Annotated in this window: 24 protein-coding genes; 15 read left to right on the plus strand and 9 right to left on the minus strand. The window is 71.5% G+C overall.

Going from position 1 to position 23,362, the window contains the following annotated elements; translation table 11 throughout:
* Nucleotides 1-108 precede the first annotated feature (108 nt).
* The 3 genes from chsH3 to ITI46_RS17830 all read left to right on the plus strand — a co-directional run bounded on the left by chsH3 (nucleotide 109) and on the right by ITI46_RS17830 (nucleotide 3,117).
* A complete protein-coding gene (chsH3, locus tag ITI46_RS17820) occupies nucleotides 109-966 on the plus strand; it encodes an enoyl-CoA hydratase ChsH3 (protein ID WP_209240607.1) in 858 nt (285 codons plus the stop codon).
* A gap of 48 nt (nucleotides 967-1,014) precedes the next feature.
* The gene (locus ITI46_RS17825) at nucleotides 1,015-2,097 is read left to right on the plus strand and encodes a Zn-dependent alcohol dehydrogenase (protein WP_209240609.1); all 1,083 of its coding nucleotides are present in this window, start codon (nucleotides 1,015-1,017) and stop codon (nucleotides 2,095-2,097) included.
* Between the two features lie 111 nt (nucleotides 2,098-2,208).
* Complete coding sequence (locus ITI46_RS17830; protein ID WP_209240611.1) at nucleotides 2,209-3,117, plus strand: 3-oxoacyl-ACP reductase; 909 nt, start codon at nucleotides 2,209-2,211, stop codon at nucleotides 3,115-3,117.
* Nucleotides 3,118-3,471: 354 nt separating this feature from the next.
* Here the strand turns inward: ITI46_RS17830 and ITI46_RS17835 are convergent, their stop codons facing one another.
* Nucleotides 3,472-4,836, minus strand: coding sequence for a hypothetical protein (locus ITI46_RS17835; RefSeq protein ID WP_209240613.1), 1,365 nt, complete (start codon nucleotides 4,834-4,836; stop codon nucleotides 3,472-3,474).
* Between the two features lie 226 nt (nucleotides 4,837-5,062).
* Between ITI46_RS17835 and ITI46_RS17840 the strand changes: the two genes are divergently transcribed.
* The 3 genes from ITI46_RS17840 to ITI46_RS17850 are packed head-to-tail and all read left to right on the plus strand — an operon-like array spanning nucleotide 5,063 to nucleotide 7,948.
* Nucleotides 5,063-6,001 (plus strand): Nif3-like dinuclear metal center hexameric protein, encoded by a 939-nt coding sequence (locus ITI46_RS17840; RefSeq protein ID WP_209240615.1) that lies wholly within the window; start codon nucleotides 5,063-5,065, stop codon nucleotides 5,999-6,001.
* On the plus strand, nucleotides 5,998-6,741 hold the full coding sequence (locus tag ITI46_RS35825; protein ID WP_209240646.1) for a zinc ribbon domain-containing protein: 744 nt from the start codon (nucleotides 5,998-6,000) through the stop codon (nucleotides 6,739-6,741). The genes ITI46_RS17840 and ITI46_RS35825 overlap by 4 nt, the downstream gene beginning before the upstream one ends.
* Before the next feature lie 22 nt (nucleotides 6,742-6,763).
* Nucleotides 6,764-7,948 carry a bifunctional RNase H/acid phosphatase gene (locus ITI46_RS17850; protein ID WP_209240616.1) on the plus strand — a complete coding sequence of 395 codons (1,185 nt, stop codon included), beginning with the start codon at nucleotides 6,764-6,766 and terminating at the stop codon, nucleotides 7,946-7,948.
* Between the two features lie 10 nt (nucleotides 7,949-7,958).
* Here the strand turns inward: ITI46_RS17850 and eda are convergent, their stop codons facing one another.
* From eda to ITI46_RS17865, 3 genes are all read right to left on the minus strand, one after another.
* Nucleotides 7,959-8,609, minus strand: coding sequence for a bifunctional 4-hydroxy-2-oxoglutarate aldolase/2-dehydro-3-deoxy-phosphogluconate aldolase (eda, locus tag ITI46_RS17855; RefSeq protein WP_209240617.1), 651 nt, complete (start codon nucleotides 8,607-8,609; stop codon nucleotides 7,959-7,961).
* A 79-nt stretch (nucleotides 8,610-8,688) separates the two neighbouring features.
* Nucleotides 8,689-9,495, minus strand: coding sequence for a peroxide stress protein YaaA (gene yaaA / locus ITI46_RS17860; protein ID WP_209240618.1), 807 nt, complete (start codon nucleotides 9,493-9,495; stop codon nucleotides 8,689-8,691).
* A 209-nt stretch (nucleotides 9,496-9,704) separates the two neighbouring features.
* Complete coding sequence (locus tag ITI46_RS17865; RefSeq protein WP_209240619.1) at nucleotides 9,705-11,168, minus strand: FAD-binding oxidoreductase; 1,464 nt, start codon at nucleotides 11,166-11,168, stop codon at nucleotides 9,705-9,707.
* Nucleotides 11,169-11,476: 308 nt separating this feature from the next.
* Here ITI46_RS17865 and ITI46_RS17870 point away from each other — a divergent pair, with 308 nt between their 5' ends.
* Complete coding sequence (locus ITI46_RS17870) at nucleotides 11,477-12,046, plus strand: Uma2 family endonuclease (protein WP_209240620.1); 570 nt, start codon at nucleotides 11,477-11,479, stop codon at nucleotides 12,044-12,046.
* A gap of 90 nt (nucleotides 12,047-12,136) precedes the next feature.
* The gene (locus tag ITI46_RS17875; protein WP_209240621.1) at nucleotides 12,137-12,646 is read left to right on the plus strand and encodes a DinB family protein; all 510 of its coding nucleotides are present in this window, start codon (nucleotides 12,137-12,139) and stop codon (nucleotides 12,644-12,646) included.
* A gap of 8 nt (nucleotides 12,647-12,654) precedes the next feature.
* Here ITI46_RS17875 and ITI46_RS17880 read toward each other — a convergent pair whose 3' ends face one another.
* The 3 genes from ITI46_RS17880 to ITI46_RS17890 form a co-directional block, all read right to left on the minus strand.
* A complete protein-coding gene (locus tag ITI46_RS17880) occupies nucleotides 12,655-13,287 on the minus strand; it encodes a dihydrofolate reductase family protein (RefSeq protein ID WP_209240622.1) in 633 nt (210 codons plus the stop codon).
* Nucleotides 13,288-13,412: 125 nt separating this feature from the next.
* Complete coding sequence (locus ITI46_RS17885) at nucleotides 13,413-14,711, minus strand: radical SAM protein (protein ID WP_247746161.1); 1,299 nt, start codon at nucleotides 14,709-14,711, stop codon at nucleotides 13,413-13,415.
* Between the two features lie 210 nt (nucleotides 14,712-14,921).
* Nucleotides 14,922-15,125 (minus strand): hypothetical protein, encoded by a 204-nt coding sequence (locus ITI46_RS17890; RefSeq protein WP_209240623.1) that lies wholly within the window; start codon nucleotides 15,123-15,125, stop codon nucleotides 14,922-14,924.
* Between the two features lie 206 nt (nucleotides 15,126-15,331).
* Here ITI46_RS17890 and ITI46_RS17895 point away from each other — a divergent pair, with 206 nt between their 5' ends.
* The 3 genes from ITI46_RS17895 (at nucleotide 15,332) to ITI46_RS17905 (ending at nucleotide 17,471) form a co-directional block, all read left to right on the plus strand.
* A complete protein-coding gene (locus ITI46_RS17895; protein ID WP_209240624.1) occupies nucleotides 15,332-15,760 on the plus strand; it encodes a hypothetical protein in 429 nt (142 codons plus the stop codon).
* Between the two features lie 342 nt (nucleotides 15,761-16,102).
* Nucleotides 16,103-16,930, plus strand: coding sequence for a 23S ribosomal RNA methyltransferase Erm (gene erm, locus ITI46_RS17900; RefSeq protein WP_209240626.1), 828 nt, complete (start codon nucleotides 16,103-16,105; stop codon nucleotides 16,928-16,930).
* A gap of 130 nt (nucleotides 16,931-17,060) precedes the next feature.
* On the plus strand, nucleotides 17,061-17,471 hold the full coding sequence (locus ITI46_RS17905; RefSeq protein ID WP_209240628.1) for a nitroreductase/quinone reductase family protein: 411 nt from the start codon (nucleotides 17,061-17,063) through the stop codon (nucleotides 17,469-17,471).
* A gap of 93 nt (nucleotides 17,472-17,564) precedes the next feature.
* Here ITI46_RS17905 and ITI46_RS17910 read toward each other — a convergent pair whose 3' ends face one another.
* Together ITI46_RS17910 and ITI46_RS17915 are read right to left on the minus strand one after the other, a co-directional pair.
* Nucleotides 17,565-17,786 carry a DUF1707 SHOCT-like domain-containing protein gene (locus ITI46_RS17910; protein WP_372451989.1) on the minus strand — a complete coding sequence of 74 codons (222 nt, stop codon included), beginning with the start codon at nucleotides 17,784-17,786 and terminating at the stop codon, nucleotides 17,565-17,567.
* Nucleotides 17,787-17,919: 133 nt separating this feature from the next.
* Entirely contained in the window at nucleotides 17,920-18,306 is a 387-nt protein-coding gene (locus ITI46_RS17915) for a VOC family protein (protein ID WP_209240630.1), read from the minus strand.
* A 92-nt stretch (nucleotides 18,307-18,398) separates the two neighbouring features.
* Here ITI46_RS17915 and ITI46_RS17920 point away from each other — a divergent pair, with 92 nt between their 5' ends.
* The 4 genes from ITI46_RS17920 (at nucleotide 18,399) to kdpB (ending at nucleotide 23,361) form a co-directional block, all read left to right on the plus strand.
* Nucleotides 18,399-19,175 carry a TetR/AcrR family transcriptional regulator gene (locus ITI46_RS17920; protein ID WP_209240632.1) on the plus strand — a complete coding sequence of 259 codons (777 nt, stop codon included), beginning with the start codon at nucleotides 18,399-18,401 and terminating at the stop codon, nucleotides 19,173-19,175.
* 253 nt (nucleotides 19,176-19,428) lie between these two features.
* A complete protein-coding gene (gene kdpF, locus ITI46_RS17925) occupies nucleotides 19,429-19,518 on the plus strand; it encodes a K(+)-transporting ATPase subunit F (RefSeq protein WP_209240634.1) in 90 nt (29 codons plus the stop codon).
* 7 nt (nucleotides 19,519-19,525) lie between these two features.
* Entirely contained in the window at nucleotides 19,526-21,190 is a 1,665-nt protein-coding gene (gene kdpA / locus ITI46_RS17930) for a potassium-transporting ATPase subunit KdpA (RefSeq protein WP_209240636.1), read from the plus strand.
* Nucleotides 21,187-23,361 carry a potassium-transporting ATPase subunit KdpB gene (gene kdpB / locus ITI46_RS17935; protein ID WP_209240638.1) on the plus strand — a complete coding sequence of 725 codons (2,175 nt, stop codon included), beginning with the start codon at nucleotides 21,187-21,189 and terminating at the stop codon, nucleotides 23,359-23,361. The genes kdpA and kdpB overlap by 4 nt, the downstream gene beginning before the upstream one ends.
* The last annotated feature ends 1 nt before the right edge of the window (nucleotide 23,362 follow it).

A 23,362-nucleotide genomic window follows, 5' to 3' on the forward strand; every position in this document is an offset into this window, starting at 1 on the left:
GGCCCGGCCGAAGGGGCGGTCGGCCGGGCCAGGGTCTTCCGCCCACTCCGCCCACTCCGCCCACCCCGGAATGAGATCCGTCCCGACGACAAGGGAGCCCACCCGCCGATGCCCATCGACGCAGCGAAGGCCCTCGCAGCCGAACCCCGGAGCACCGAGATCTCCTGGGGCCACAAGGACATCCAGCTCTACCACCTCGGGCTGGGCGCGGGCGTGCCCGCGACCGACCCGGCCGAGCTGCGCTACACGCTGGAGAGCAAGCTGCACGTACTGCCGTCGTTCGCCACCGTCGCGGGCGCCGGCATGGGCGTGGTCGGCGGCCTGTCCGCACCCGGCATCGACGTCGACCTCACCGCCGTGCTGCACGGCACCCAGTCCGTCGAGCTGCACCGCCCGATCCCCGTCGACGGGCGGGCCACCGCCACGGCCCGCGTCGCCGACATCTACGACAAGGGCAAGGCCGCCATCCTCGTACTGCGTACGGACGTGGCCGACGAGGACGGCCCGCTGTGGAGCACCGAGGCGCAGATCTTCGTCCGCGGCGAAGGGGGCTTCGGCGGCAAGCGCGGGCCCTCCGGGCGGCTGGAAGTGCCCGGGCGGGAGCCGGACTTCGTCGCCGAGCGGCCCATCCGCGAGGAGCAGGCGCTGCTCTACCGCCTCTCCGGCGACTGGAACCCGCTCCACGCCGACCCGGAGTTCGCCCGGCTCGCGGGCTTCGACCGGCCGATCCTGCACGGGCTGTGCTCGTACGGGATGGCGCTGAAGGCCGTCGTCGACGGCGTACTCGACGGGGACGTCGGCCGCGTCTCCTCCTACGCGGTGCGGTTCGCCGGGGTCGTCCACCCCGGCGAGACCCTGCGGATCCGCGTCTGGCGGCAAGCAGAGGGCCGTCTCCAGCTGACGGCGACGGCGGTGGAGCGGGACGACGCGCCGGTGCTCGGGGACGGCGTGGTCGTCCACGCATAACAGGCAGGCAGTGTCCCAAAGGGGCAGCGGTCTCTGAAAGGAGCCGACGTGCGCGCAGCGGTACTGCTCGAGACAGGCCAGGACAAACTCGAGGTCCTCGACGACATCGAACCGGCCGGGTTCGGGCCCGGCAAGGTACGCGTCCGGATCAGGGCCACCGGCCTGTGCCATTCGGACCTCTCCGCGATGAGCGGGGTGCTCCCGCAGCCGGCCCCGTTCGTGCCGGGCCACGAGGGCGCGGGCGAGGTCCTGGAGGTGGGGGAGGGGGTGACGCGTCTCAAGGAGGGCGACCGCGTCGTGGTCTGCTGGCTGCCCGCCTGCAACAACTGCCCCGCCTGCCGCCGCGGCCAGAGCCATCTGTGCCTGGCGGGCTTCCTGAACGCCGGCACGCCCAACTTCCGCCGTACGACCGGCGACAGCGAGGTGTTCGGCTTCGCCGGCACCGGCACCTTCGCCGAGGAGGTCGTCCTCGACGCACCCTGCGCCGTGCCGGTCCCCGACGACGTGCCGTTCGAGATCGCCGCGCTGATCGGCTGCGGCGTCACCACGGGCCTGGGCGCCGTCTTCAACACGGCACGTGTGGAGGCCGGTTCGTCGGTGGCCGTCATCGGCTGCGGCGGCGTCGGCATCAGCGCGATCCAGGGCGCGCGGGCGTGCGGGGCCGCGCAGATCGTGGCCGTCGACCCGGTGGCGGCGCGCCGGGAGGCCGCCCTGCGGTTCGGCGCGACGGAGGCCGTCGCGCCGGACGGACTCGCCGACGCCAAGCGCCGGGCCACCGCCGATGAGGGGTTCGACCACGTCTTCGAGGTCGTCGGCAGATCCGCGACCGCGCGCGCCGCCTACGAGGCGACCCGGCGCGGCGGGACGCTGTGCGTGGTGGGTGCGGGCGCCATGGACGACCAGCTCCAGTTCAACATGTTCGAGCTGTTCTTCGACGAGAAGCGCATTCTTCCCTCCCTGTACGGCGGTGGCGATGTGCTGCGCTCGTACGACCGCGCGGTGGCGCTGTGGCGTGCCGGGCGGATCGATCTGGAGGGGCTGATCACCCACCGGGTGCGGCTGGGTGAGATCAACGAGGCGATCGACCAGATGCGCACCGGAGAGGCCCTGCGCACCAGCATCGCGCTGTAGGGGGTGCCCCTTATTTGTCACCCCGCAAGCTTGGGCAGTCTGCGCCAGGGGCGCAGGGTGGGCAAGCGCAGCCCCCCCATGCCGGGTACGCAGGACGAGAGAGAGGACCCCATGTCTGCGACAGACTGTTTGCAGGGCAGGACCGCAATCGTCACCGGCGCGGCCCAAGGCCTGGGCCGCGCCGAGGCACTGGAGCTGGCGCGGCTGGGTGCGCGGGTCGTCGTGAACGACCTCGGCGAGGCCGCCGAGCAGGTCGCCGCCGAGATCCGCGCCGCCGGCGGCGAAGCGGTCGCCCACGACGGCGACGTGGCCGACTTCGCGCGGGCCCGCGAGCTGGTCCGGCTGGCCCTGGACACCTTCGGCTCGCTGGACGTCCTGGTCAACAACGCGGGCATCCTGCGGGACCGGATGGTGTTCTCGATGACCGAGGAGGAGTGGGACGTGGTCATCCGCGTCCACCTCAAGGGCCACTTCAACACCACCCACTTCGCCGCCGCACACTGGCGCGAGGCGTCCAAGGCGGCGGGCGGCCCGGTCTACGGGCGGATCGTCAACACCTCGTCCGAGGCGTTCCTGGCGGGCTCCCCGGGGCAGCCCAACTACGCGGCGGCCAAGGGCGGCATCGTCGGTCTGACCACCTCGACGGCGGGCGCGCTGGCCAAGTACGGGGCGACCGTGAACGCCATCTGCCCGCGTGCGCGCACCCGGATGACCGAGGACGTCTTCGAGGGCGTCCCGGCACCGGCGGACGGCCTCGACCCGCTGGCGCCCGAGCACGTCTCCCCGCTGGTGGGCTATCTGGCCTCCCCGGCCGCTGCCCGGGTCAACGGGCAGCTGCTGGTGGTGCACGGCGGCATGGTGGCGCTGCTGGAGCGGCCCAGGGTGGCGGCGAAGTTCGACACCGCCGAGGAGGCGTTCACCGTGGAGGAGCTGGACGAGCGGCTGACCCCGTTCTTCGCCGAGCGCTCTCCGCAGGAGACCTTCGCTGCGGCGGAGGTGCTCGGCCTCAAGAAAGGCTGAGCACCTCCGCCCCGAAAGGGGCGCGGGGAACTGCGCGCCAAGCCACAGACAACCCGCAGCCTGCGACCGGCAAAGAGGGGCAGCCCCTGCTCAGAAAAAAGTGAAGCGTCCGCTTACCGCGCGGGCTCAGGACGACGGTGCCGCCCCTGCGCCGCGCCGCCCTGCTCCTCGTGCGCGGCTTCCCCCCTGTGCTTCCCCCGGTGAGTCCCCTCGCCGGCCGTCTGCGTGTCGCTGGGCGTCTCGGTCTGGGTGTCCGACATCGTGATGTCACTCCGTCAATCTCTTGCTCTGCCGTCGTACCCGGCGGAGTTTATCGAGCTGAGTTGACACCCCTCGAACCGTTTCACCGGCTGGTCACGCCGTTCCGCTGGCCAGTGGGGCCTGCTGCAACGGGACCGGTTTCGATACCGGTTCACCCGCGGTCCCCAACGACCCTTCGCCGCCTGCGGAAACCCTTCTGCGGACCATGGAACCCAGCAGTCCGGAGGGCAGCCCTCCGTGATCGTGATGTTGTAGAGCCGTGACGTCACCGCGGGCCGGAGCCGGCGCCTCCGGCGGCCCGGCGGCAGCGGCCGTCGCACCTGGTCCGGGAGGTCCGGGAGGTCCGGGAGGTCCGGGCGGTGTACGCGGTGCCGGACCCGCCGGCGGCGCAGCGGCGACCGGCGCTTCCTCCTCCGGCAGCGGTGTCCGCATCCGGGCCAGACCGCACGGGTTCTGCGCCGTCGAGTAGGGGACGCACAGCTGGCCCTCGGACGTCCACATCCCGTGGCCCGTCAGCCAGCCCGGCGGGCTCGCGAGGTGCCGCAACTCCCGCAGCCCCGGCCGCCATACGGCGAGCCAGGTGTGTGCCCCGGGCGCTGTGGCCCCGGCCCCGGCAGCCGGCCCCGGCGCCGCGTCGACCCGCAGCGCCACCCCGCACCGCTCGGGCAGCAGCGTCTGCCCCGGCTGTACGGCGATCGGCGTCAGCCGCGCGTCCGTGGGGTGCAGCGCCTCGGGGAACCGGACCGGGCGGTGGCTGCCCAGCACACCCCAGCCCAGCCGCTCCTCGCCCGGCGCGTTCGAGCGGACGAGCAGCAGGCCGCTGTCCGGGTCCGCCAGCAGCAGCCGGTCGTCGCTGTCCTCGGCGATCTCCAGCAGCGGTGAGAGCTCGCCACCCGCTCCGAGGTCCACCGCGACCGTCTTGGTGGGCCCCTCCCCGTCCGGGCCCGCCGAGTCGAGCGCGAGCAGCCGCCCCTGAGGGTCCAGCCAGGCCCCGCCCGAGCACCGGCCGCTCAGCCGCGCGACCCGCACCGGCGGCCGGGAGGAGCCGTCGGTCACCAGCCAGACCCCTGTGGCGCGGCCGTCCTGCTCGTCGGCCAGGGCGTAGGCGCGCATTCCGCAGGGCGCCGGGGGCAGCAGCCGCAGCTCGTCCGTCTCCACGGTGCCCAGCCGCCGCTCGCCGGTCTCCGGGCCCGAGGGGTAGAGCAGCGCCAGGGAGCAACATCCCTGCGCCCGGCGGGCGATCAGCACCCGCCCGTCGGCGAGCGGCAGCACGCCGCTGTCGGCGTCCTCGGGCTGCTCCACTGGCAGCGGTACCGCGTACGGCTCCGGGCCGTCGAGCGTCCAGCGCTCCGGATACCAGAGCTCCGTGCCGGCCTGCGTGGTGAGCCTGGCGGCGTACGAGCCGTCAGCCGCGACCGTGAAGCTCTCGTTCATGACCCTGGCGACACTCGCAGTCATGCCTCGATCACCTCCGGTGATGAAGCTAGGCGTCGTACTCGCAGTCGAACCATGAGAGTTGAGCCGCTTCACGCGTACGGGTGACCGAATGCCGCGCGATGGAGCGTTCGCCTGCGCGGGCGCAGGGAAGTGTGCTGGCAGCCGCCGCTGGCCCGGCGCCGCGGGGCCCGGGCGGCTGCCGACCGGGCTGGGAGCGCCGCGGCTTCGGACAGGTAGCCTTGCCCCCGTGCCAGCACAGCCCACACTCTCCGAAGTCATCGCCGCGCTCGACACCCTGTGGCCGCGCGACCGCGCCGAGCAGTGGGACGCCGTCGGCACGGTCTGCGGGGACCCGGCCGACCCCGAGGCGCGCGTCAGCCGGGTCCTGTTCGCCGTCGACCCCGTGCAGCAGGTCGCCGACGAGGCCGTCAGCAAGGGCGCCGAGCTCCTGGTCACCCACCATCCGCTCTATCTGCGCGGCACTACGACGGTTGCCGCCGACACCTTCAAGGGCCGCGTCGTGCACACGCTCATCAGGAACGGGATCGCGCTGCACGTCGCCCACACCAACGCCGACACCGCCGACCCCGGCGTCTCCGACGCGCTCGCCTCGGCGCTCGGGCTGCGGGTGCTGCGCCCCCTGGTGCCCGACGCCACCGACCCGAGCGGGCGGCGCGGCCTGGGCCGGATCTGCGAGCTGGAGCGCCCGCTGCCGCTCGGCGACTTCGTCGAGCAGGCCGCCGCCTCGCTGCCCGTCACCGCACAGGGCGTCCGCGCTGCGGGCGACCCGGCCATGACGGTGCGGACGGTCGCCGTCTGCGGCGGCTCGGGCGACAGCCTCTTCGACGCCGTACGGGACGCGGGCGTCGATGCCTATCTCACCGCCGACCTGCGCCACCACCCCGCGTCCGAGGCCCGCGAGCACTCACCGCTCGCGCTGCTGGACGCGGCACACTTCGCCACCGAATGGCCCTGGTGCGAGCAGGCGGCAGCGCAGCTCGACGCCGTCGCCGAACGGGAGGGCTGGGACCTGCGCACCGAGGTCTCGCGTACCGTCACCGACCCGTGGACCGCGCACGCCCCCTCGCTGCCCCAGTCCTCACCGCTGGCTCCGCCCTCTGCGCAGAACACGGCCGAGCAGACCGCACTGACCGACAACGACCTCACCCCGGGAGCCCCCAACTGAACGCCGCGCCCGCCGATCAGATCCGCCTGCTCGACGTCCAGGCACTCGACACGCGCCTGACGCAGCTCGCGCACAAGCGCAGGACCCTGCCCGAGCACGAGGAGATCCAGCGGCTGGAGGCCGACCTCGCCCAGCTCCGCGATCTGCTCGTGGCCGCGCAGACCGAGGAGAGCGACACCGCCCGCGAGCAGACCAAGGCGGAGCAGGACGTCGACCAGGTACGCCAGCGCGCGACCCGCGACCAGCAGCGCCTCGACTCCGGCGCCGTCACCAACCCCAAGGACCTGGCGAACCTGCAGAGCGAGATCGCCTCCCTCGCCAAGCGCCAGAGCGACCTGGAGGATGTCGTACTGGAGGTCATGGAGCGCCGCGAGTCCGCCGCCGAGCGCGCCGCCGAACTGGGCGAGCGCGTCGAATCCGTCAGCGCCAAGGTCCAGGACGCCACAGCGCGCCGGGACGCCGCGCTGGCCGAGATCGAGGCCGAGCTCGGCAGCGTACGCAAGGAGCGCGAGACGGTCGCCGGGGCGATCCCCGGCGAGCTGCTCAAGCTCTACGACAAGATCCGCGAGCGCGAGGGCGGCGTCGGCGCGGCCAAGCTCTACCAGCGGCGCTGCGAGGGCTGCCGCCTGGAGCTGAACATCACCGAGCTGAACGAGGTCCGCGAGGCACCCGCCGACGCCGTCGTCCGGTGCGAGAACTGCCGCCGCATCCTGGTGCGCACCCCGGAGTCCGGGTTGTGAGCGCAGCGAACGGACACCTGCGATGAGTGGTGCCCAGGCGCGCCGCACCTTCGTGGTGGAGGCGGACGGCGGCTCGCGGGGCAACCCGGGCCCGGCCGGATACGGCGCCGTCGTCAGGGACGCGGCCTCCGGTGAAACCCTCCGCGAGACCGCCGAGTTCATCGGCCAGGCCACCAACAACGTCGCCGAGTACCGGGGGCTGCTGGCCGGGCTGCGTGCCGCGTACGAGCTGGACGCGAACGCGGCTGTGTTGGTGCGGATGGACTCCAAGCTCGTCGTCGAGCAGATGTCGGGCCGCTGGAAGATCAAGCACCCCGACATGCGCCCGCTCGCCCTGGAGGCCGCCGCGGTCTTCCCGCCGGACGCCGTCAGCTACGAGTGGATTCCGCGCGAGCAGAACAAGCACGCCGACCGGCTCGCCAACGAGGCCATGGACGCCGGCAAGCGCGGCGAGCGCTGGGACGCGGGCGCGTCCCGCGCGGAGCTGGACGCCCCCGCGCAGCCCTCTGCTGGGGAGCCCGCCGCCGCGACCGAGCCGGGGCCCACCTCGCCCGCCACCCGCGTCGGCTGGGGCCCCGACCTGGGCACCCCCACCACCTTCGTACTCCTCCGGCACGGGGAGACGCCGCTCACGCCCGAGAAACGGTTCTCCGGCAGCGGCGGCTCCGACCCCGAACTCTCGGCCGCCGGGCGGCGGCAGGCCGCAGCCGTCGCCGAAGCGCTGGCAGCGCGCGGCACCATCCAGGCCGTGGTCTCCTCACCGCTGCGCCGCTGCCAGGAGACGGCCGCCACCGTCGCGGGCCGCCTCGGGCTGAGCGTCCACACCGACGACGGGCTGCGCGAGACCGACTTCGGCGCCTGGGAGGGCCTCACCTTCGCCGAGGTGCGCGAGCGCTACCCGGAGGACCTGGACACCTGGCTGGCCTCCCCCTCGGCCCACCCCACGGGAGGCGGCGAGTCCTTCGCCGAGGTCGCCCGGCGGGTCGCGGCGGCCCGCGACAAGCTCCTGGCCCGCTTTGCGAGCCGCACGGTGCTGCTCGTCACCCATGTGACCCCGGTCAAGACCCTCGTCCGGCTCGCCCTGGGCGCCCCGCCCGAGTCCCTGTACCGCATGGAGCTGTCCGCCGCCTCCCTCTCGGCCATCGCCTACTACGCCGACGGCAACGCCTCCCTGCGCCTCCTCAACGACACGGGGCACCTGCGGTAGGGAAGCCCTCTCACCGGCCACCCGTCGCCGCCGCCTCCGCAGCCAGCGCCCTTACCCGCTCCCAGTCCTTGGCCGCGAGCGCGTCGGCGGGCAGCATCCAGGTCCCGCCGACGCAGGCGACGTTGGGCAGCGCCAGATAGCCGGGCGCGTTGGCCGCCGTCACACCGCCGGTGGGGCAGAACCGGGCCCGGGGGAGAGGGGAGGCCAGCGACTTCAGATAGCCGGTGCCGCCGGCCGCCTCCGCAGGGAAGAACTTCAGCTCCGTCACCCCGCGCTCCAGCAGCGCCACGACCTCCGAGACGGTCGAGACCCCGGGCAGGAACGGCAACCCGGAAGCCCGCATGGCCTCCAGCAGGGTGTCCGTCCAGCCGGGGCTCACCAGAAAACGCGCCCCTGCCGCCACAGCTGTCTGTACGTCCTGGGGCCCGAGCACCGTGCCCGCTCCGACGACCGCCTCGGGCACGGCCTGAGCGATGGCGCGGATCGCCTCCGGCGCGGCCTCGGTGCGCAGCGTCACCTCGATCGCGGGCAGCCCGCCCGCGACCAGCGCCCGGGCGAGCGGTACGGCGTCCGCCGCGTCCTCCAGTACGACGACGGGGATGACGGGAGCGAGGTCGAGCACGGAGGAAGACGAGGAGGACGGGGGTGGCGCGGGGTTCATGCCCGTATCGTGCCCGGGGGCTCCAACCCGCGCAACAGTCGTTGCACGCTGTGCAACGACTGTGCTCGCCCGCCTTGTTCTAGAGCTCCGTCACCACCACGTCCAGCGCCGTCGCCTTCGGCCCCGCGGCGCCTTCCGCACCTTCCGCACCTTCCACCAGGTAGCCCAGCTCGCGCAGCGTCCCGGCCAGCTCCGCAGGGGTCTTCGGCGCCGCGCCCGACTCCAGCAGCGCCCGGACGATGCGGCCCTTGGTCGCCTTGTTGAAGTGGCTGACGACGGACCGCTTCTCCACTCCGTCCACCATCCGCGACTGCAGCACCCGCACCGTCGCGGTGCGCCGCGCGAGCTCGCCCTTGGGCTTCCACATGGCCGCGTACGCCGACGAGCGCAGGTCCAGCACCAGCCCGCCGCCCGCCGCCTCGGGCAGCACCGACTCCAGCGGCTGCCGCCAGAAGCGGCCCAGCGCTCCGGTGCCCGGCAGCTTCACGCCGCCGGAGAGCCGGTAGGAGGGGATCCGGTCCTTGATCCCGACCGCGCCCCACAGGCCGGAGAAGACCAGCAGCGAGCGCGCTGCGCGCCGCTTGGCGGCCGGGTCCAGGGTGGCCAGGCCCAGCGCGTCGTAGAGCACCCCTGTGTAGATCTCGCCCGCCGGCAGCGTGGGCGCGGTGTGCAGCGCGGCGTTCTTGGCGACCTCGCCGCGCAGGCCCTCGCTGAGGCCCAGCACTTCCCGCGCCTTCTCCTCGTCCGCGCGGCAGAGCGACACCAACTCCTCCAGCACCGTCTGCCGCGGCTCCGTCAGCCGCGGCAGGGAGAGCGCTTCCAGGTCCAGGGGGCGGCCCTTGCCGGCCTCGGCCTTCCCCTCGGACGGCGGCAGCAGCACGAGCACGGGGTTCTCCTCTTGTTGCGGCGATTGTGCGTTGGCCAGCGTACGGGTGCGCGGTGCCTGTGCCGTGTTGTGGAGCCCTCCCGTCCGTTCTGGGGAGGGGCTGCCCCTTGCTGTGCGTTGCAGTCTGCGGGCCGTTTGTGGCTTTGGGGGCACCCCCTGCTCGAAGAGCTTGGGGGAGCAGTTCCCCGCGCCCCTTCGGGGCGCGGCTCCTATATCGCCTGCGGGAAGGTGAAGACGCGCTCCGGGTCGTACACCGACTTGACCTTGGCCAGCCGTTCGGCGTTACGGCCGTAGTACGCGTGCCGCCAGTCCCGCAGGGCGGGGTCGGGGTAGTTCTGGTAGGCGAAGCCGCTGGCCCACTGGCGCATCGCCGCGTGGGTGGCGTCCAGCCAGCCGCGGTGCCGCGCCACCGTCTCGGGGTCGGCGGCGTCCGGCCACGAGACGATGTACTGCGCCAGGAAACGCGCGTCCCGGTGCACGAACGCCGTCGCGTCCGGCCGGGGCCGGTTCGCGACGCCGCCCAGCGCGTCGAGTGCGACACTTCCCGCACCGCCGCCCCTCAGCCCGGACAGCCGCTCGACCCGCTCCAGCAGCGCCCGTATCCCGGCCGGGGGCAAGGAGCGGGTGTAGAAGTCGGAGCGCGCCGCGTACGACTCGCGGGCGACCTTCCCCCGCTTCGTACGGCCCGGCAGTGTGCCCCGCTGGTGGGCCTGGGCGAGCGTCCAGCCGGAGACGCCGCCCATCACCTTCATCGCGTCCAGATACGAGTGCCGCCGCAGCGACACGTCCGAGGCCGCTGCCCCGACCCGGCCCGCCAGCCGGTCCAGCTGGTTCTCCAGCTCCCGGCGCGCTCCCAGCGAAAGACCGCCGACCCGCACACTGCCGGGACGCCCTCCGGCCGGTGCCGACAGATGCAGGTTCGCCCAGATCTCCTCGGGCGCCACCGGCGCCCACCGCTGCCACTCGCGCAACACGGCCGCTGCCCGCGACCAGGGCCAGGAGAGGAAGAACGTCTGACAGGTGGGCGCCACATGGGTCCTGAACTCCATGGAGGTGACGACACCGAAGTTTCCGCCCCCGCCGCCTCGCAGCGCCCAGAACAGATCCCCGTCGTGGTCGGCGTCCACCTCGCGCCGCTTGCCGTCGGCGGTCACGAGCGTCGCGCCGGTCAGGCTGTCGCAGGTCAGCCCGTAGGCGCGGGCGACGACGCCGATCCCGCCGCCCAGCGTGAGCCCGGAGACCCCCACGGTGGGGCAGGAGCCCGCCGGTATCGTCCGCTTGTGCGCCGCCAACCCGGCGTAGACGTCGATGAGTTTCGCCCCGGCGCCGACCGTGGCACTCCGCCCGGACGCCTTGACCGAAGCCGATTTCTGCACGTCGATGATGAGCCGGCCCTTGCCGCTCGACCAGCCCGCGTACGAGTGGCCGCCGCTGCGCACGGCCACCGGTATCTCGTGCCGGCGCGCGAAGGACAGACACTCGGCTATGTCGCCGGCCCCGGCGCAGTACGCCACAGCGGCAGGGCGCACCGCGTCGAACCGCGGGTTGAACAGCTTGCGGGCCGCCGTGAAGTCCCGGTCCCCCGGCCGCAGCAGCGTCCCGTCCAGCCCCTTGCCCAGCGCCTTCCACGCCGCGTCGGCCCCGTCACCCGCGTAAGCGCTGCGCCCCGTCATCCACGTCCCCCCGGCCGCCGCCGCGATCCCGGCGGCAACCCCGCCCCGCAACAGCCCACGCCGCGTCGTCCCTGTCGCCCTTGCCACTTGTGCCGCCCCCTGGCATTCCGCTTGTCCCACTGGTCACCGACGAAGATCGACTCCGTCGTGGGAGTGGACGGATGTGCGGGTAACGCGGTTCCGCGGCGTGTACGGCCCCGCCGCGCGTTCTGTGCCACGATCGGGTGAAGGACGATCTGTCCCCCGGCGCCGACGTGTGCGGTAGCCGAAGCTGATGGCGACCAAGGAAAGGGTGTGACACGACAGCCATGGCACACGAGCCGCTCTCTCGAGAGCAGCAACTGCTGGAGAGCTTCCTGGCTCTGGATACGCCGAGGGGCTACCGGGCAGAGCTCATCGAGGGGGAGATCGTCGTGACGCCGCCGCCGGACGGGGACCACGAGGACTACATCGGTCTGCTGGTTGACCAAGTGGGTGCGAAATCGCAAACCCGCATGCAATTTGCTGGAACGAGAGGGCTCACAGTGCCCTCGTCCAGCGGAGGTCCGGACATCCATCTGATTCCGGACGGAACGTGGGCTCCGCTTCAGCGACGCCTCTACCGGGGAACAGGAAGCTGGATGCCGTGCGACGGGGTCTCGATGGTTGCCGAGGTGACGTCCACCCGTGCCGACCGTGACCGGGACGTCAAGCGCCGCTCCTACGCGCGGGGAGGCATCCCGCTCTACCTGCTCGTGGACAGGCAGCGCGGCTCCGTCACCCTCTTCAGCGAACCCGGCGACGACGACTACCAACAGGTCGTCACCATGCCGTTCGGCAAGGAGATCGCACTCCCGGCGCCGTTCTCCATGACGCTGGAGACAACCGACTTCGCCTAGCGGCACAGGGACTTCCGGGGTGACGGTCACCCCGGAAGCCAACCAGCAGCAACGCAGCCCCGCCAGCCAATTCTGGTTACAGTCGGCCCCATGACTGATGTGACCGGATTTTCCGCGCGCGGCGACGTACGACCCCCCGAGGCGACAGGCGGCGAGAAGGAGACGCTGACGGCGTTCCTGGGCTATCTGCGGGAGGCGGTGATCGCCAAGGCGGCCGGGCTCACCGACGAGGTGGGCCTCGCACCGGGCGTCCCCTCCGGCACCAGCCTGCTGGGCCTGGTCAAGCATCTGACACGGGTGGAGCGCAACTGGTTCGGCTACGCGTACGCCGGCCGCGGCGAGCGGCTGGACGACGACGAGCGGCCGGCGCCGGGGGAGACCGGCGCCTCGCTGATCGCCGCGTACCAGGAGGCGATCCGCGCGTCGGACGAGATCATCGCGGGCTGCGACGACCTCGGCCGCCCCGGCGTACGGTCGCTCCGCGAGACCGATCCGCCCACGATGCGCTGGATCCTCGTCCACATGATCGAGGAGACCGGGCGGCACGCGGGCCACGCCGACATCCTCCGCGAACAGACCGACGGCGCCACCGGGCGCTGAGGCAGCCCTCAGGCATTCTCCGGGCGCGCCGGGATCGACCCGAACGTCGGCCGCCCGGCCGGTGTATAGGTCTGCATCGTCACCCCGGAGGACAGCGCATCGGTCGCCTCCAGACGGAGAGCCGTGGGAAGGGCGCCCTCGGCGAAGAGGCGGTGACCTTTGCCCAGGATCACCGGAAAGACCAGGAAGCGGTACTCGTCGATCAGGTCGTGCTCCATCAGCGACTGGGCGAGCACACCGCTGCCGTGGATCTGCAACTCGTCGCCCGGCTGCTGCTTCAGCTCGCGTACGGCGTCCACCACGTCGCCCCGCAGTACCGTGCTGTTCTGCCAGTCGGCGTGCTCCAGCGTCGTCGAGGCGACGTACTTGGGCAGCGTGTTCAGCCGTCCGGCGATCACCGGGTCCTCCTCGTTGCTGACCTGCGGCCAGTACGCCGCGAAGATCTCGTAGGTGTGCCGCCCCAGCAGGAAGGCGCCCGCGCGCCCGAACCACGCGGCGACGTGGTCCCCGAAGCTCTCGTCGACGTAGGGCACCACCCAGCCGCCGAGGTCGAAACCGTCGCGCGGGTCCTCATCGGGGCCGCCGGGTGCCTGCATCACGCCGTCCAGCGTGAGGAAGGTGGTCAGTGTCAGCTTCGCCATGGTCCTCGTCTCCTGTTCTCGCCTCGTACGGGTCTCGTACGGGCCTCTATGGGAAGGCTCCGGTCCCTCCCGTGAGGAAAAGACCGGAGCCCTCAGGAGAACTCATCGGTGGCCTGCTGCCCGGCTTACGCGACCGGCGCGCCCTCTTCCGCCGGCAGCGTGTCCATGAACGAGCTGACGGAGAAGACCGCGCGGCCCGCGCCCGCCGGGCCGTAGCCGGGCGGCGAGGACAGCCCGTGCCGCTGCATGGCCGAGCGGTAGGCGTCCAGCAGCCGGATGTGGTACTCCAGCGGCGCGCCCTGCGGGTTCGTCTTGCCCAGCGGAGTGGTCGGCTCCGGGCACCAGGTGGTGAAGCGCGGCGTGATGCCGTGGGACATGAAGAAGTCCAGCCCTTCGGTGGTGGAGGCGATGGCCTCGTCCACCGAGTGGAAGCCGTAAGGTGCCGCCATCTCCACCCCGGCGACGAAGTTGGGGATCACGTTCCGCGGCCCGAAGACCTCGGCGGAGTCGAGGATCCGGCGGTGCCACTCCTCGCGGCCGACGTAGCGCTCCTTGCCGGGGCAGTAGAGCTCGAACAGCCGCTTGTCCCACACCTCGAAGTTGGGGTGGTAGATGCGGATGCCGTAGTCGTGGAAGCGCTGGACGTCCTCCTTGGGCAGCGCCTGCGCCACCACCTTGCCGGTCCAGCGGCCGGGGAAGCGCTCCTCGATGGCCTTGGCGTACTGCCCGTAGAAATCCGCCTCGTCCTTGCCCTGCACCTGGGAGGTGATCGATCCGCCGGTGAGGGTGTAGGCGCTGGAGGCGCCGAGGGTGTCGTGGTCGGAGATGATCTGGAGGGCTTCCAGTACCTCCTCGACCGGCTTCACCCCGGTGTACGGGCGCCCGGCGGCCTTGTGCTGGCGCCAGTTGTGGTTGATGTCGCAGTACTGGCACTCCTCCTTGGCGCCGAAGTACTGGCACACCCGGAAGACCGTCAGATAGATCAGGTAGCCCCACTGGATGGTGGGCGCCACTTCCATCACGGACTTGCCGTTGGCGAGCGTGTGCCGGTAGTAGTCCGGCATCGGCGGCAGGCCGACGTCCGCGATCCGCCGCCCGTCCAGATAGAGACCGAGGGCCCCGTCCTCGCCGGCCTGTACGCGGTACGGAGAGCTGGGATTCACCCGTACGGAGACGACGGTGCGGGCCAGGTCGTACGGGCCGCCCGTCAGGACGATCTCTTCCGGCGGCCGCCGCAGCGCGGCCTCGCCCAGCTCGGGGAGGGTGCGGTGGTCGAAGGAGAAGATGAAGTACGACTTCGGCTTGACCTCGCCCGTCGCCTTGTCGGCGGTGTCGCTGAGCGCCGAGTCGTCGAAGGCCATCCCGCCCCGGAGCAGGTCCTCCTTCAGCACGGCCTCCCGCGGGATGTGCGGGAAACGCTGCATCAGGTCCTCGACCAGCGCGGTCCGGTCGGTCCCTTCCCGGGGGTCCCGCAGGACCTGCCCGCCACTGCCCGACGGTACGGGGGACGGCATCGGCAGGGGAGTCGGCGTTGACGGCATGGTGTGATCAAGCTCCTCACTTCGCGGCCCGGGGGCACACCTGACGGTACTCCCGCGTCCGAAAGAGCCACACACCTGCCTCTCCGTAGAGGTTCACTCCCATACGTCGGAGCCGCCGCCGCGCCACTCGATGAGGTTGGGATCGTCCAGCTGGATGTCGGCGGGATCGAGCCCCGCGCGGCGCAGGAACTCGACGACGTCCTCGGGCCGGTGCGCGTACCCGAGGCTTTCGGTGTGAGCGGTCACTTTGCGTCCGCTGGTGCCGGACGGAGGGTGTACGACGATCGGTGGGGTCATAGCTCCAGCGTGCAACTGTGGCCAACGGTTCGCACCTGTGCCGGGTGAGGCGGGTGGGCCGGGGCCGGGCTCGTTCCCGTCCGGGTGACAGATCATCGAGTGAAGTGCGGATATGTTCCGAATGACCGGGACGCGACCGGGGCAGCCCGCACGTGTTCGGTGGTCCACCAGGCCCGCCGGGACAACACGAGAAAGGCACACCCCCCATGCTCAAGCGCACAGCCCTCGCAGCCGCCGCACTGGCCGCGACTGCGATCCTCTCCGCCGCGGGCACCGCGGCGGCCTGCCCCGAGCACCAGAACGGCCGTGACGACCACGGCATGGCGCAGCCGCACTCCATGGACAACCAGGGCGCCATGGACAAGGGCGCCATGGACCCGACTCCGGAGCAGGGCGCCTCCGACCCCGCCGCCGACCAGGGCGCCATGCCCCCCGCGGGCCAGCAGGACTCCAGGCTGCAGCAGGACCAGATGGGCCAGGGCGGCATGTCCGGCCAGGGTGGCATGGCCGACCAGGGATCCATGTCCGACCAGGGCCGGATGAGCGGGATGGGGCCCCTGGGTGCCATGGGCCCCATGGGCGGCATGCAGGACAACATGCGGCCGATGGGTTTCGGGCAGATGCCCGGGATGTAAGGCATGTGACATCGGCTGCTGTCAGGCAGCTGCACACAGCCGAAGGGCGCGGCCTACGTGGGAGCCGCGCCCTTCCTGTGCGCCGGTGCCCGCGAAATCCGCGGTGCCGGTGAAATCCGGTGGCGTGCTGTGGGGCGGGCGCCTACAGTGCGCGCCATGTCGGCCTGTTCCTGCGCCTGCGCGGCCTGCTGCTGCGCCGCGTGCTGCGCCATTACGCGGATCCGCCGCTCCTAGCGGCGGCCCACTCTCCGACGCATCGGGAGAAGAACCCGCCGCTTCAGCGCGTCAGCGCCGGGCGGCCCGTCGTGCTGCCCGGCTTCCCACGAAGCCGCGGAGAACCCGTTGTCCAGGCACAGCACCCGACACCACGAAGGCCGTCATGAGCTCGGCCAGAACTTCCTCACCGACCCCGCCACGATCAGCACCCTCGTCTCGCTCGTCGCCCGCACCCAGGGCCCGGTCGTCGAGATCGGCGGCGGCGACGGCGCGCTGACGCTGCCGCTGCAGCGACTCGGCCGGCCGCTGACCGTCCTGGAGGCCGACGCGCGTACCGCCGAGCGCCTGCGACGCCGTACGGCCGCAGCCCCGGCCACCGTGCTGCACGCCGACTTCCTGCGCTGGAGGGCTCCACGGACCCCGCACGTCCTCGTCGGCAACCTCCCGTTCCACCGAACCACCGCCATGCTGCGCCGCATCCTGCACGCACCCGGCTGGACCGACGCGGTGCTCCTCGTCCAGTGGGAGGTCGCCCGGCGCCGGGCCGGTGTGGGCGGGGCGACGATGATGACGGCGCAGTGGTGGCCCTGGTACGACTTCCGGCTCGTCCAGCGCGTACCGGCGACGGCCTTCAGGCCCCGGCCCGGCGTGGACGGCGGGCTCATGACCGTCACCCGCCGCGCGGAGCCGCTGCTGGAGGCTCAGGAGCGGCACCACTACCAGGACTTCGTCCACCGCGTCTTCACCGGTCCCGGCCGCGGGCTCGCCGAGATCGTCCCGCTCGCGGTACGCGGACGGGGGCGCGGCCCCGTACCCTCCAGAGGCCGCGTCGTGGAGTGGCTGCGCGGGAACGGCATCCGGCCGGGCGCGCTGCCCAAGTCGCTGACGGCAGCGCAGTGGGCGGAGCTGTTCCGCCTCACCGGGGGTGCGTCCTCCGTCCGCAGGGGAGGGTGAGCGCGCGGCGGCCGGTGGCTGTCAGTGCCTGGTGACAGACTCTGCTCATCCGTAACCATCATGCTGGCTGCGTGTGGACGGAAGGCCCCGCCGACAGCGCGGCGGGGCCGCTCAGCGAACGGAGGATCGGATGACGGGCGTTGCCGGTCACAAGGGCGGGCGGAAGTTCCGGGTGGTCACGGCGCTTCAGCGGCGTGTCGTCAACCCGCTCACCCGCCGGCTGCCGGGCCAGATCCTTCTGGAGACCACCGGCCGCGTCACAGGCCGGCCACGCCGCACCCCGGTCGGCGGGCGCCGGGTGGGGCAGGAGTTCTGGCTGGTGTCCGAGTACGGCACCAGATCCCAGTACGTCCGCAACATCCAGGCCGACCCGCGGGTGCGCGTCCGGCTGTCCGGCCGCTGGTACGCGGGCACGGCCCATCTCCTTCCCGACGACGATCCGGTGGCCCGGCTCGCCACCTTGCCGCGGGGCAACAGCGCGGTGGTCCGCGCTGTTGGAACGGATCTGCTGACCATTCGCGTCGACCTCGACGCCGAGTAGCGATTGCCCCGCGGGGAAGTCAAGCCCCTGCGGAAGGGGACGCGGGCCTGCGCAGCAGCCACTGCCCCAAAGTCGGACGCGAGGGCCGCACCACTACGCGGCCGACCGCGCCGCTGTGGACCTGTTCGATCCGGACCATCTCCTTGGCCTCGGCTCCCAGTGGCGCTCGTCCAACTCCTCCGCGGTCGGCAGGCCGTCGCCCGCCGCGATACGCAGCACATCCGCCACCCGGTCGCGGTCCGCATGCGAGGCTCGCAGCTCGGGCGACGAGCCGGAGTCGGGTTGCTTCCCGGTGGGCGATATCTCTCCCGACATGCTTCCGTCCTGGTCCTGTCGAACGTCTCCACGTGACGCGGGCGGCGGCGCGCGTAGAAGGCTAACGCTATATCGCGACATGGGCCCGGTCGGGGCCCATGTCGCGAGCAACAGCCGTACTCCAGGGGTCGGTTCACGCCGCTCCGCTGGTGACCCAGTCGACCAGTTGGATGATCACGCCGTTGGGGTCGGTCACCTGGAACAGCCGTTCACCCCAGGGCTCTTCGCGCAGCGGCATGGTGATGGTGACCTGTTCGTTCTTCAGGCGCTCGTACTCGGCCTCCAGGTCGGTCACCGTGAAGGCAAGGGTGAGCCCGGCGGCGTGCTGGTCCCGGAAGCCCTCGGGCAGGACCTCGATGCCGCGCCGGAGAAAGATCACGTTTGCCGCGTCGTCACGGACGAGCGAGGCGAAGCCGTCGGCGCCGGCGGCCTCCTTGAAGCCGAAGTGCTCGGTGAGGAAGCGGGCCGAGGCGGCGACATCATCGACGTTCAGGGCAATGGCTGTGGCGGTGACCTGCATGTTCTCCTCCTGGATGGGTGGGCGGGAGGTAACTCTATACGATGTACTCTATACATTGTATAGAGCTAAGGTGTCACGAGAGAATATGAGCCATGGCCAAGGCGAAGGACCGCACCGGCGCAGGCGACCCGGCGCGCACGCTCGAACTGCTGTGGCGCGAGGCAGGGCACAACGTCTCCCGACGCGGGCCGAAACAGCAGCTCAGCATCGACACCGTCGTGCAGAACGCCATCGAGCTGGCCGACCGCGACGGCCTGGACACGCTCACCATGCGCCGTCTCGCCCAGGAGCTCGGCGTCACGCCGATGACGCTCTACACCTACGTCCCCGGCAAGGCCGAGCTCCTGGACCTCATGCTCGACGCCGTCTACCAGCAGATGCCCCGCACCGAGCACCCCCCGGGCACCGGTTGGCGCACCCTCGTCACGGCCGTCGCCCATGAGAACCGCGCCCTCTTCCGGTGCCACCCCTGGGTGGCCGGTCTGCCCGTCACCCGTCCCGCCCTCGGGCCCGGCCTGATGGCCAAGTACGAGCATGAACTGGGCGCCTTCGACGGGACCGGGCTCGACGACATCGAGATGGACGCCGCGCTCACCCACCTCCTCGACTTCGTCCGGTCCACGGCCCGCACCGCGCTCGACGCCCAAGCCGCCGACCGGGACAGCGCCATGTCGGACGAGCAGTGGTGGGCAGCCAACGCGCCTCTCCTGGCCCGTGTTTTCGACCCCGCCCGCTACCCGCTCGCCACCCGCGTGGGCAGCGCGGCCGGTGCCGCGCACCAGGGCGCCTATGACGCGGAGCACGCCTACGCGTTCGGGCTCCAGTGCGTGCTCGACGGCTTCGCGGCCCTCATCGACCAGCGCGGGTAGCAAGTAAGGGGTGCAGGGGGACGGACCTTCGGGCTGAGGGGCCGCAGGCGTAAGAGCTGCGTCAGGGTGGGGTCCGTGGCCGTATGGAAGGCGCTAACGGGAGGCCAGTAGGGGCGGCCGGGGTGGTGGGCTCGGCGGTGTCCTGAACTGAACGGATCCCCGAGGAGCCCTTGATGGCCGATGTGGCCTTCGTCGTCGTCACGGTGGCGGTGTTCGCGCTGGTGGCGCTCACCGCCAAGGCGGTGCAGAAGCTGTGACGGCGGAGAACATAGCCGGACTGATCGTGGCCGTGGCCCTGCTGGGCTATCTGGTCGTGGCGCTGGTCTTCCCGGAGAGGTTCTGACGCTGCGATGAGCGATGTCCTTGCCGACGTGGCCCAGGTCTCGGCGCTGATCGTGGCGCTCGCGCTGGTCCACCGTCCGCTCGGTGACTACATGGCCAGGGTCTACAGCTCGAAGCGGCATCTGCGGGTGGAGCGGTGGATGTACCGGGCTGTGGGCGCGGACCCCGATGCCGAGATGCGCTGGCCCGCCTACCTGCGCGGGGTGCTGGCGTTTTCGCTGGTCAGCGTGGGGTTGCTGTATCTGTTGCAGCGGGTGCAGGACAAGCTGCCGCTGTCGCTGGGCTTCAAGCCCATCGATCCGGACCAGGCGTTCAACACGGCCGCTTCGTTCGTGTCGAACACGAACTGGCAGTCGTACTCGGGTGAGACGGCGATGAGCCACCTCACCCAGACCGCGGGCCTGGCCGTGCAGAACTTCGTGTCGGCGGCTGTGGGGATGGCGGTGGCCATCGCCCTGGTGCGCGGGTTCGCCCGCTCCCGTACCGGGGAGCTGGGCAACTTCTGGGCCGACCTGGTGCGCGGCGTGGTGCGCATCCTGCTGCCGGTCTGTGTGGTGGCAGCGGTGGTGCTGGTGGCCCTCGGGGCGATCCAGAACTTCGCGGGTATCCACACCGTCACCACCTTGACTGGTGACGACCAGCACCTGACCGGGGGAGCGGTCGCCTCCCAGGAAGCCATCAAGGACCTTGGCACCAACGGTGGCGGCTTCTACAACGCCAACTCCTCCCACCCGTTCGAGAACCCCGACGGGGCCTCGAACCTGCTGGAGATCTTCCTGCTGCTGGTCATCCCCTTCTCGCTGCCGCGCACCTTCGGCACGCTGGTGGGAAGCGTGCGGCAGGGGTACGCGATCGTGGCAGCCATGGCCGGCATCTGGCTGGCCGGTGTGGTCGCGGTGACCTGGCTGGAGTTCGCCCACCCCGGGTCGGCCTCCCAGCTGGCCGGCGGTGCGATGGAGGGCAAGGAACAGCGGTTCGGCGAGGGCGGCTCCTCGCTGTTCGCGGTGTCCACGACGATGACCTCGACGGGTTCGGTGGACTCCTTCCACGACTCCTTCCAGGGACTGTCGGGCGGGGTGCTGCTGTTCGGGATGATGATCGGCGAGATCGCGCCCGGCGGTGTCGGCTCCGGTCTGTACGGCGTACTGCTCATGGCCGTTGTGGCGGTGTTCCTGGCCGGGCTGATGGTGGGGCGTACGCCCGAGTACCTGGGCAAGAAGCTCGGCAGCCGTCAGATCAAGCTCGCCGCCTGCTACATCCTGATCACCCCGGCGCTGGTGCTGACCGGCACAGCGGCGGCGATGGCCACGGGCAACGGCCAGTCGTCGATGACGAACACCGGTGCGCACGGCTTCTCGGAAGTGCTCTACGCCTACACCTCGGCCTCCAACAACAACGGCAGCGCGTTCGCCGGTTTCGGCGCCGACACCGTGTACCACAACACCGCGCTGGGGCTGTGCATGCTGCTGGGCCGCTTTCTGCCGATGGTGTTTGTGCTGGCCCTGGCCGGTTCGCTGGCCGCACAGACGCCGGTTCCCGCCACAGCGGGGACGCTGCGTACCGACAAACCGCTGTTCACCGGCGTGCTGGTGGCGACCATCGCCATCGTGGCCGGGCTGACGTTCTTCCCGGCTCTGGCACTTGGGCCGCTCGCTGAAGGGCTGGCCGTATGACCTCCGATCTGAAGCACACGATGCACCACACCTCCACGGGGAGCGACGCGCTCGCCCCGCACCAGGATTTCCCCGCCGGGCACAACCCCGGGCACGCGGCCGCACAGGGCGGCGGGCGGGTCGGCGCGGGACTGTTCGACCCGAAGCAGCTGCTCACCTCGCTGCCTGAGGCGTTCCGCAAGCTGGATCCGCGGGTGATGGTGAAGTCGCCGGTGATGTTCGTGGTCGAGATCGGCTCGGTCCTCACCACGGCGCTGGCCGTCACCGACCCCGGCGACTGGTTCGGCTGGGCGATCACCGCGTGGCTGTGGCTGACGGTGCTGTTCGCCAACCTGGCCGAGGCCGTCGCCGAGGGCCGCGGCAAGGCGCAGGCCGCGACCCTGCGGAAGACCAAGACCGGCACCGTGGCCCGGCGGCTCCTCAACCGCGGCACACAGGGCGCCGAGGAGCGGGTGCCGGGCACCGAGCTGCGGACCGGCGACCTGGTGGTGTGCGAGGCGGGCGACATCATCCCCGGCGACGGCGACGTGATCGAGGGCGTGGCCTCCGTCGACGAGTCCGCCATCACCGGTGAGTCCGCGCCGGTCATCCGCGAGTCCGGCGGCGACCGCTCGGCGGTGACCGGCGGGACGAAGGTGCTGTCCGACCGGATCGTCGTCAAGATCACCGCCAAGCCCGGTGAGACGTTCATCGACCGGATGATCGGCCTGGTGGAGGGCGCCGCGCGGCAGAAGACGCCGAACGAGATCGCTCTGAACATCCTGCTGGCCTCGCTGACGATCATTTTCCTGCTGGCCGTGGTCACGCTGCAGCCGTTCGCCGTCTACGCGGGCGCCGAGCAGTCGCTGATCGTGCTGACCGCGCTGCTGGTGTGCCTCATTCCGACGACCATCGGCGCACTGCTGTCCGCGATCGGTATCGCGGGCATGGACCGGCTGGTGCAGCGCAACGTGCTGGCGATGTCCGGGCGGGCCGTCGAGGCCGCGGGAGATGTCTCCACACTGCTGCTGGACAAGACCGGCACCATCACCTACGGCAACCGGCAGGCGGCGGAGTTCCTTCCCGTCGAGGGGGCTTCGGAGAAGGAGCTGGCCGATGCGGCGCAGCTCTCCTCGCTGGCCGACGAGACGCCCGAGGGCCGCTCCATCGTCGTCCTCGCCAAAGAGAAGTACGGGCTGCGCGAGCGGCACGAGGGCGAGTTGGCGCACGCGGAGTGGGTGCCCTTCACCGCGCAGACCCGGATGTCCGGCGTGGACGTGGACGGGGTGAAGGTGCGCAAGGGCGCCGCGCAGTCCGTCCTGGCCTGGGTGACCGGAAAAGGCGGGCATGCGCCCGGGGACGCCGAGCGGCTCGTGGCGGAGGTGTCCGAGGCGGGTGGCACGCCGCTGCTCGTCGCGGTCGAGGAGGACGGTCAGGACGGCACGGCCGCCCGGGTGCTGGGGGTGATCCACCTCAAGGACGTGGTCAAGGAGGGCATGCGGGAGCGCTTCGACCAGCTGCGGGCGATGGGCATCAAGACGGTCATGATCACGGGGGACAACCCGCTGACGGCCAGGGCCATCGCGGACGAGGCCGGGGTGGACGACTTCCTCGCCGAGGCCACGCCCGAGGACAAGATGGCACTGATCCGGCACGAGCAGGCCGACGGCAAGCTGGTCGCCATGACGGGCGACGGCACCAACGACGCCCCGGCGCTCGCCCAGGCCGATGTCGGCGTCGCCATGAACACCGGCACCTCCGCAGCCAAGGAGGCCGGCAACATGGTCGACCTGGACTCCAACCCGACCAAGCTGATCGAGGTCGTGGAGATCGGCAAACAGCTGCTGATCACCCGTGGGGCACTGACCACGTTCTCCATCGCCAACGACGTGGCGAAGTACTTCGCGATCATCCCGGCGATGTTCGCCGTCGCGTACCCGAGTCTGGACGACCTCAACTTCATGCGGCTGGCCAGTCCCGAATCCGCGATCCTGTCCGCCGTGATCTTCAACGCGCTGATCATCGTGGCGCTGGTGCCGCTCGCGCTGCGCGGGGTGCGGTACCGGCCGCTCAGCGCCGACCGGATGCTCCGCCGCAACCTCGGCCTCTACGGCGTGGGCGGGCTGATCGCGCCGTTCGCCGGCATCAAACTCATCGACCTGCTCATCTCCCTGATCCCCGGAGTCGGCTGAC

Source organism: Streptomyces oryzae, assembly GCF_017676365.1.
In the GTDB taxonomy this organism is placed as follows: domain Bacteria; phylum Actinomycetota; class Actinomycetes; order Streptomycetales; family Streptomycetaceae; genus Streptomyces; species Streptomyces oryzae.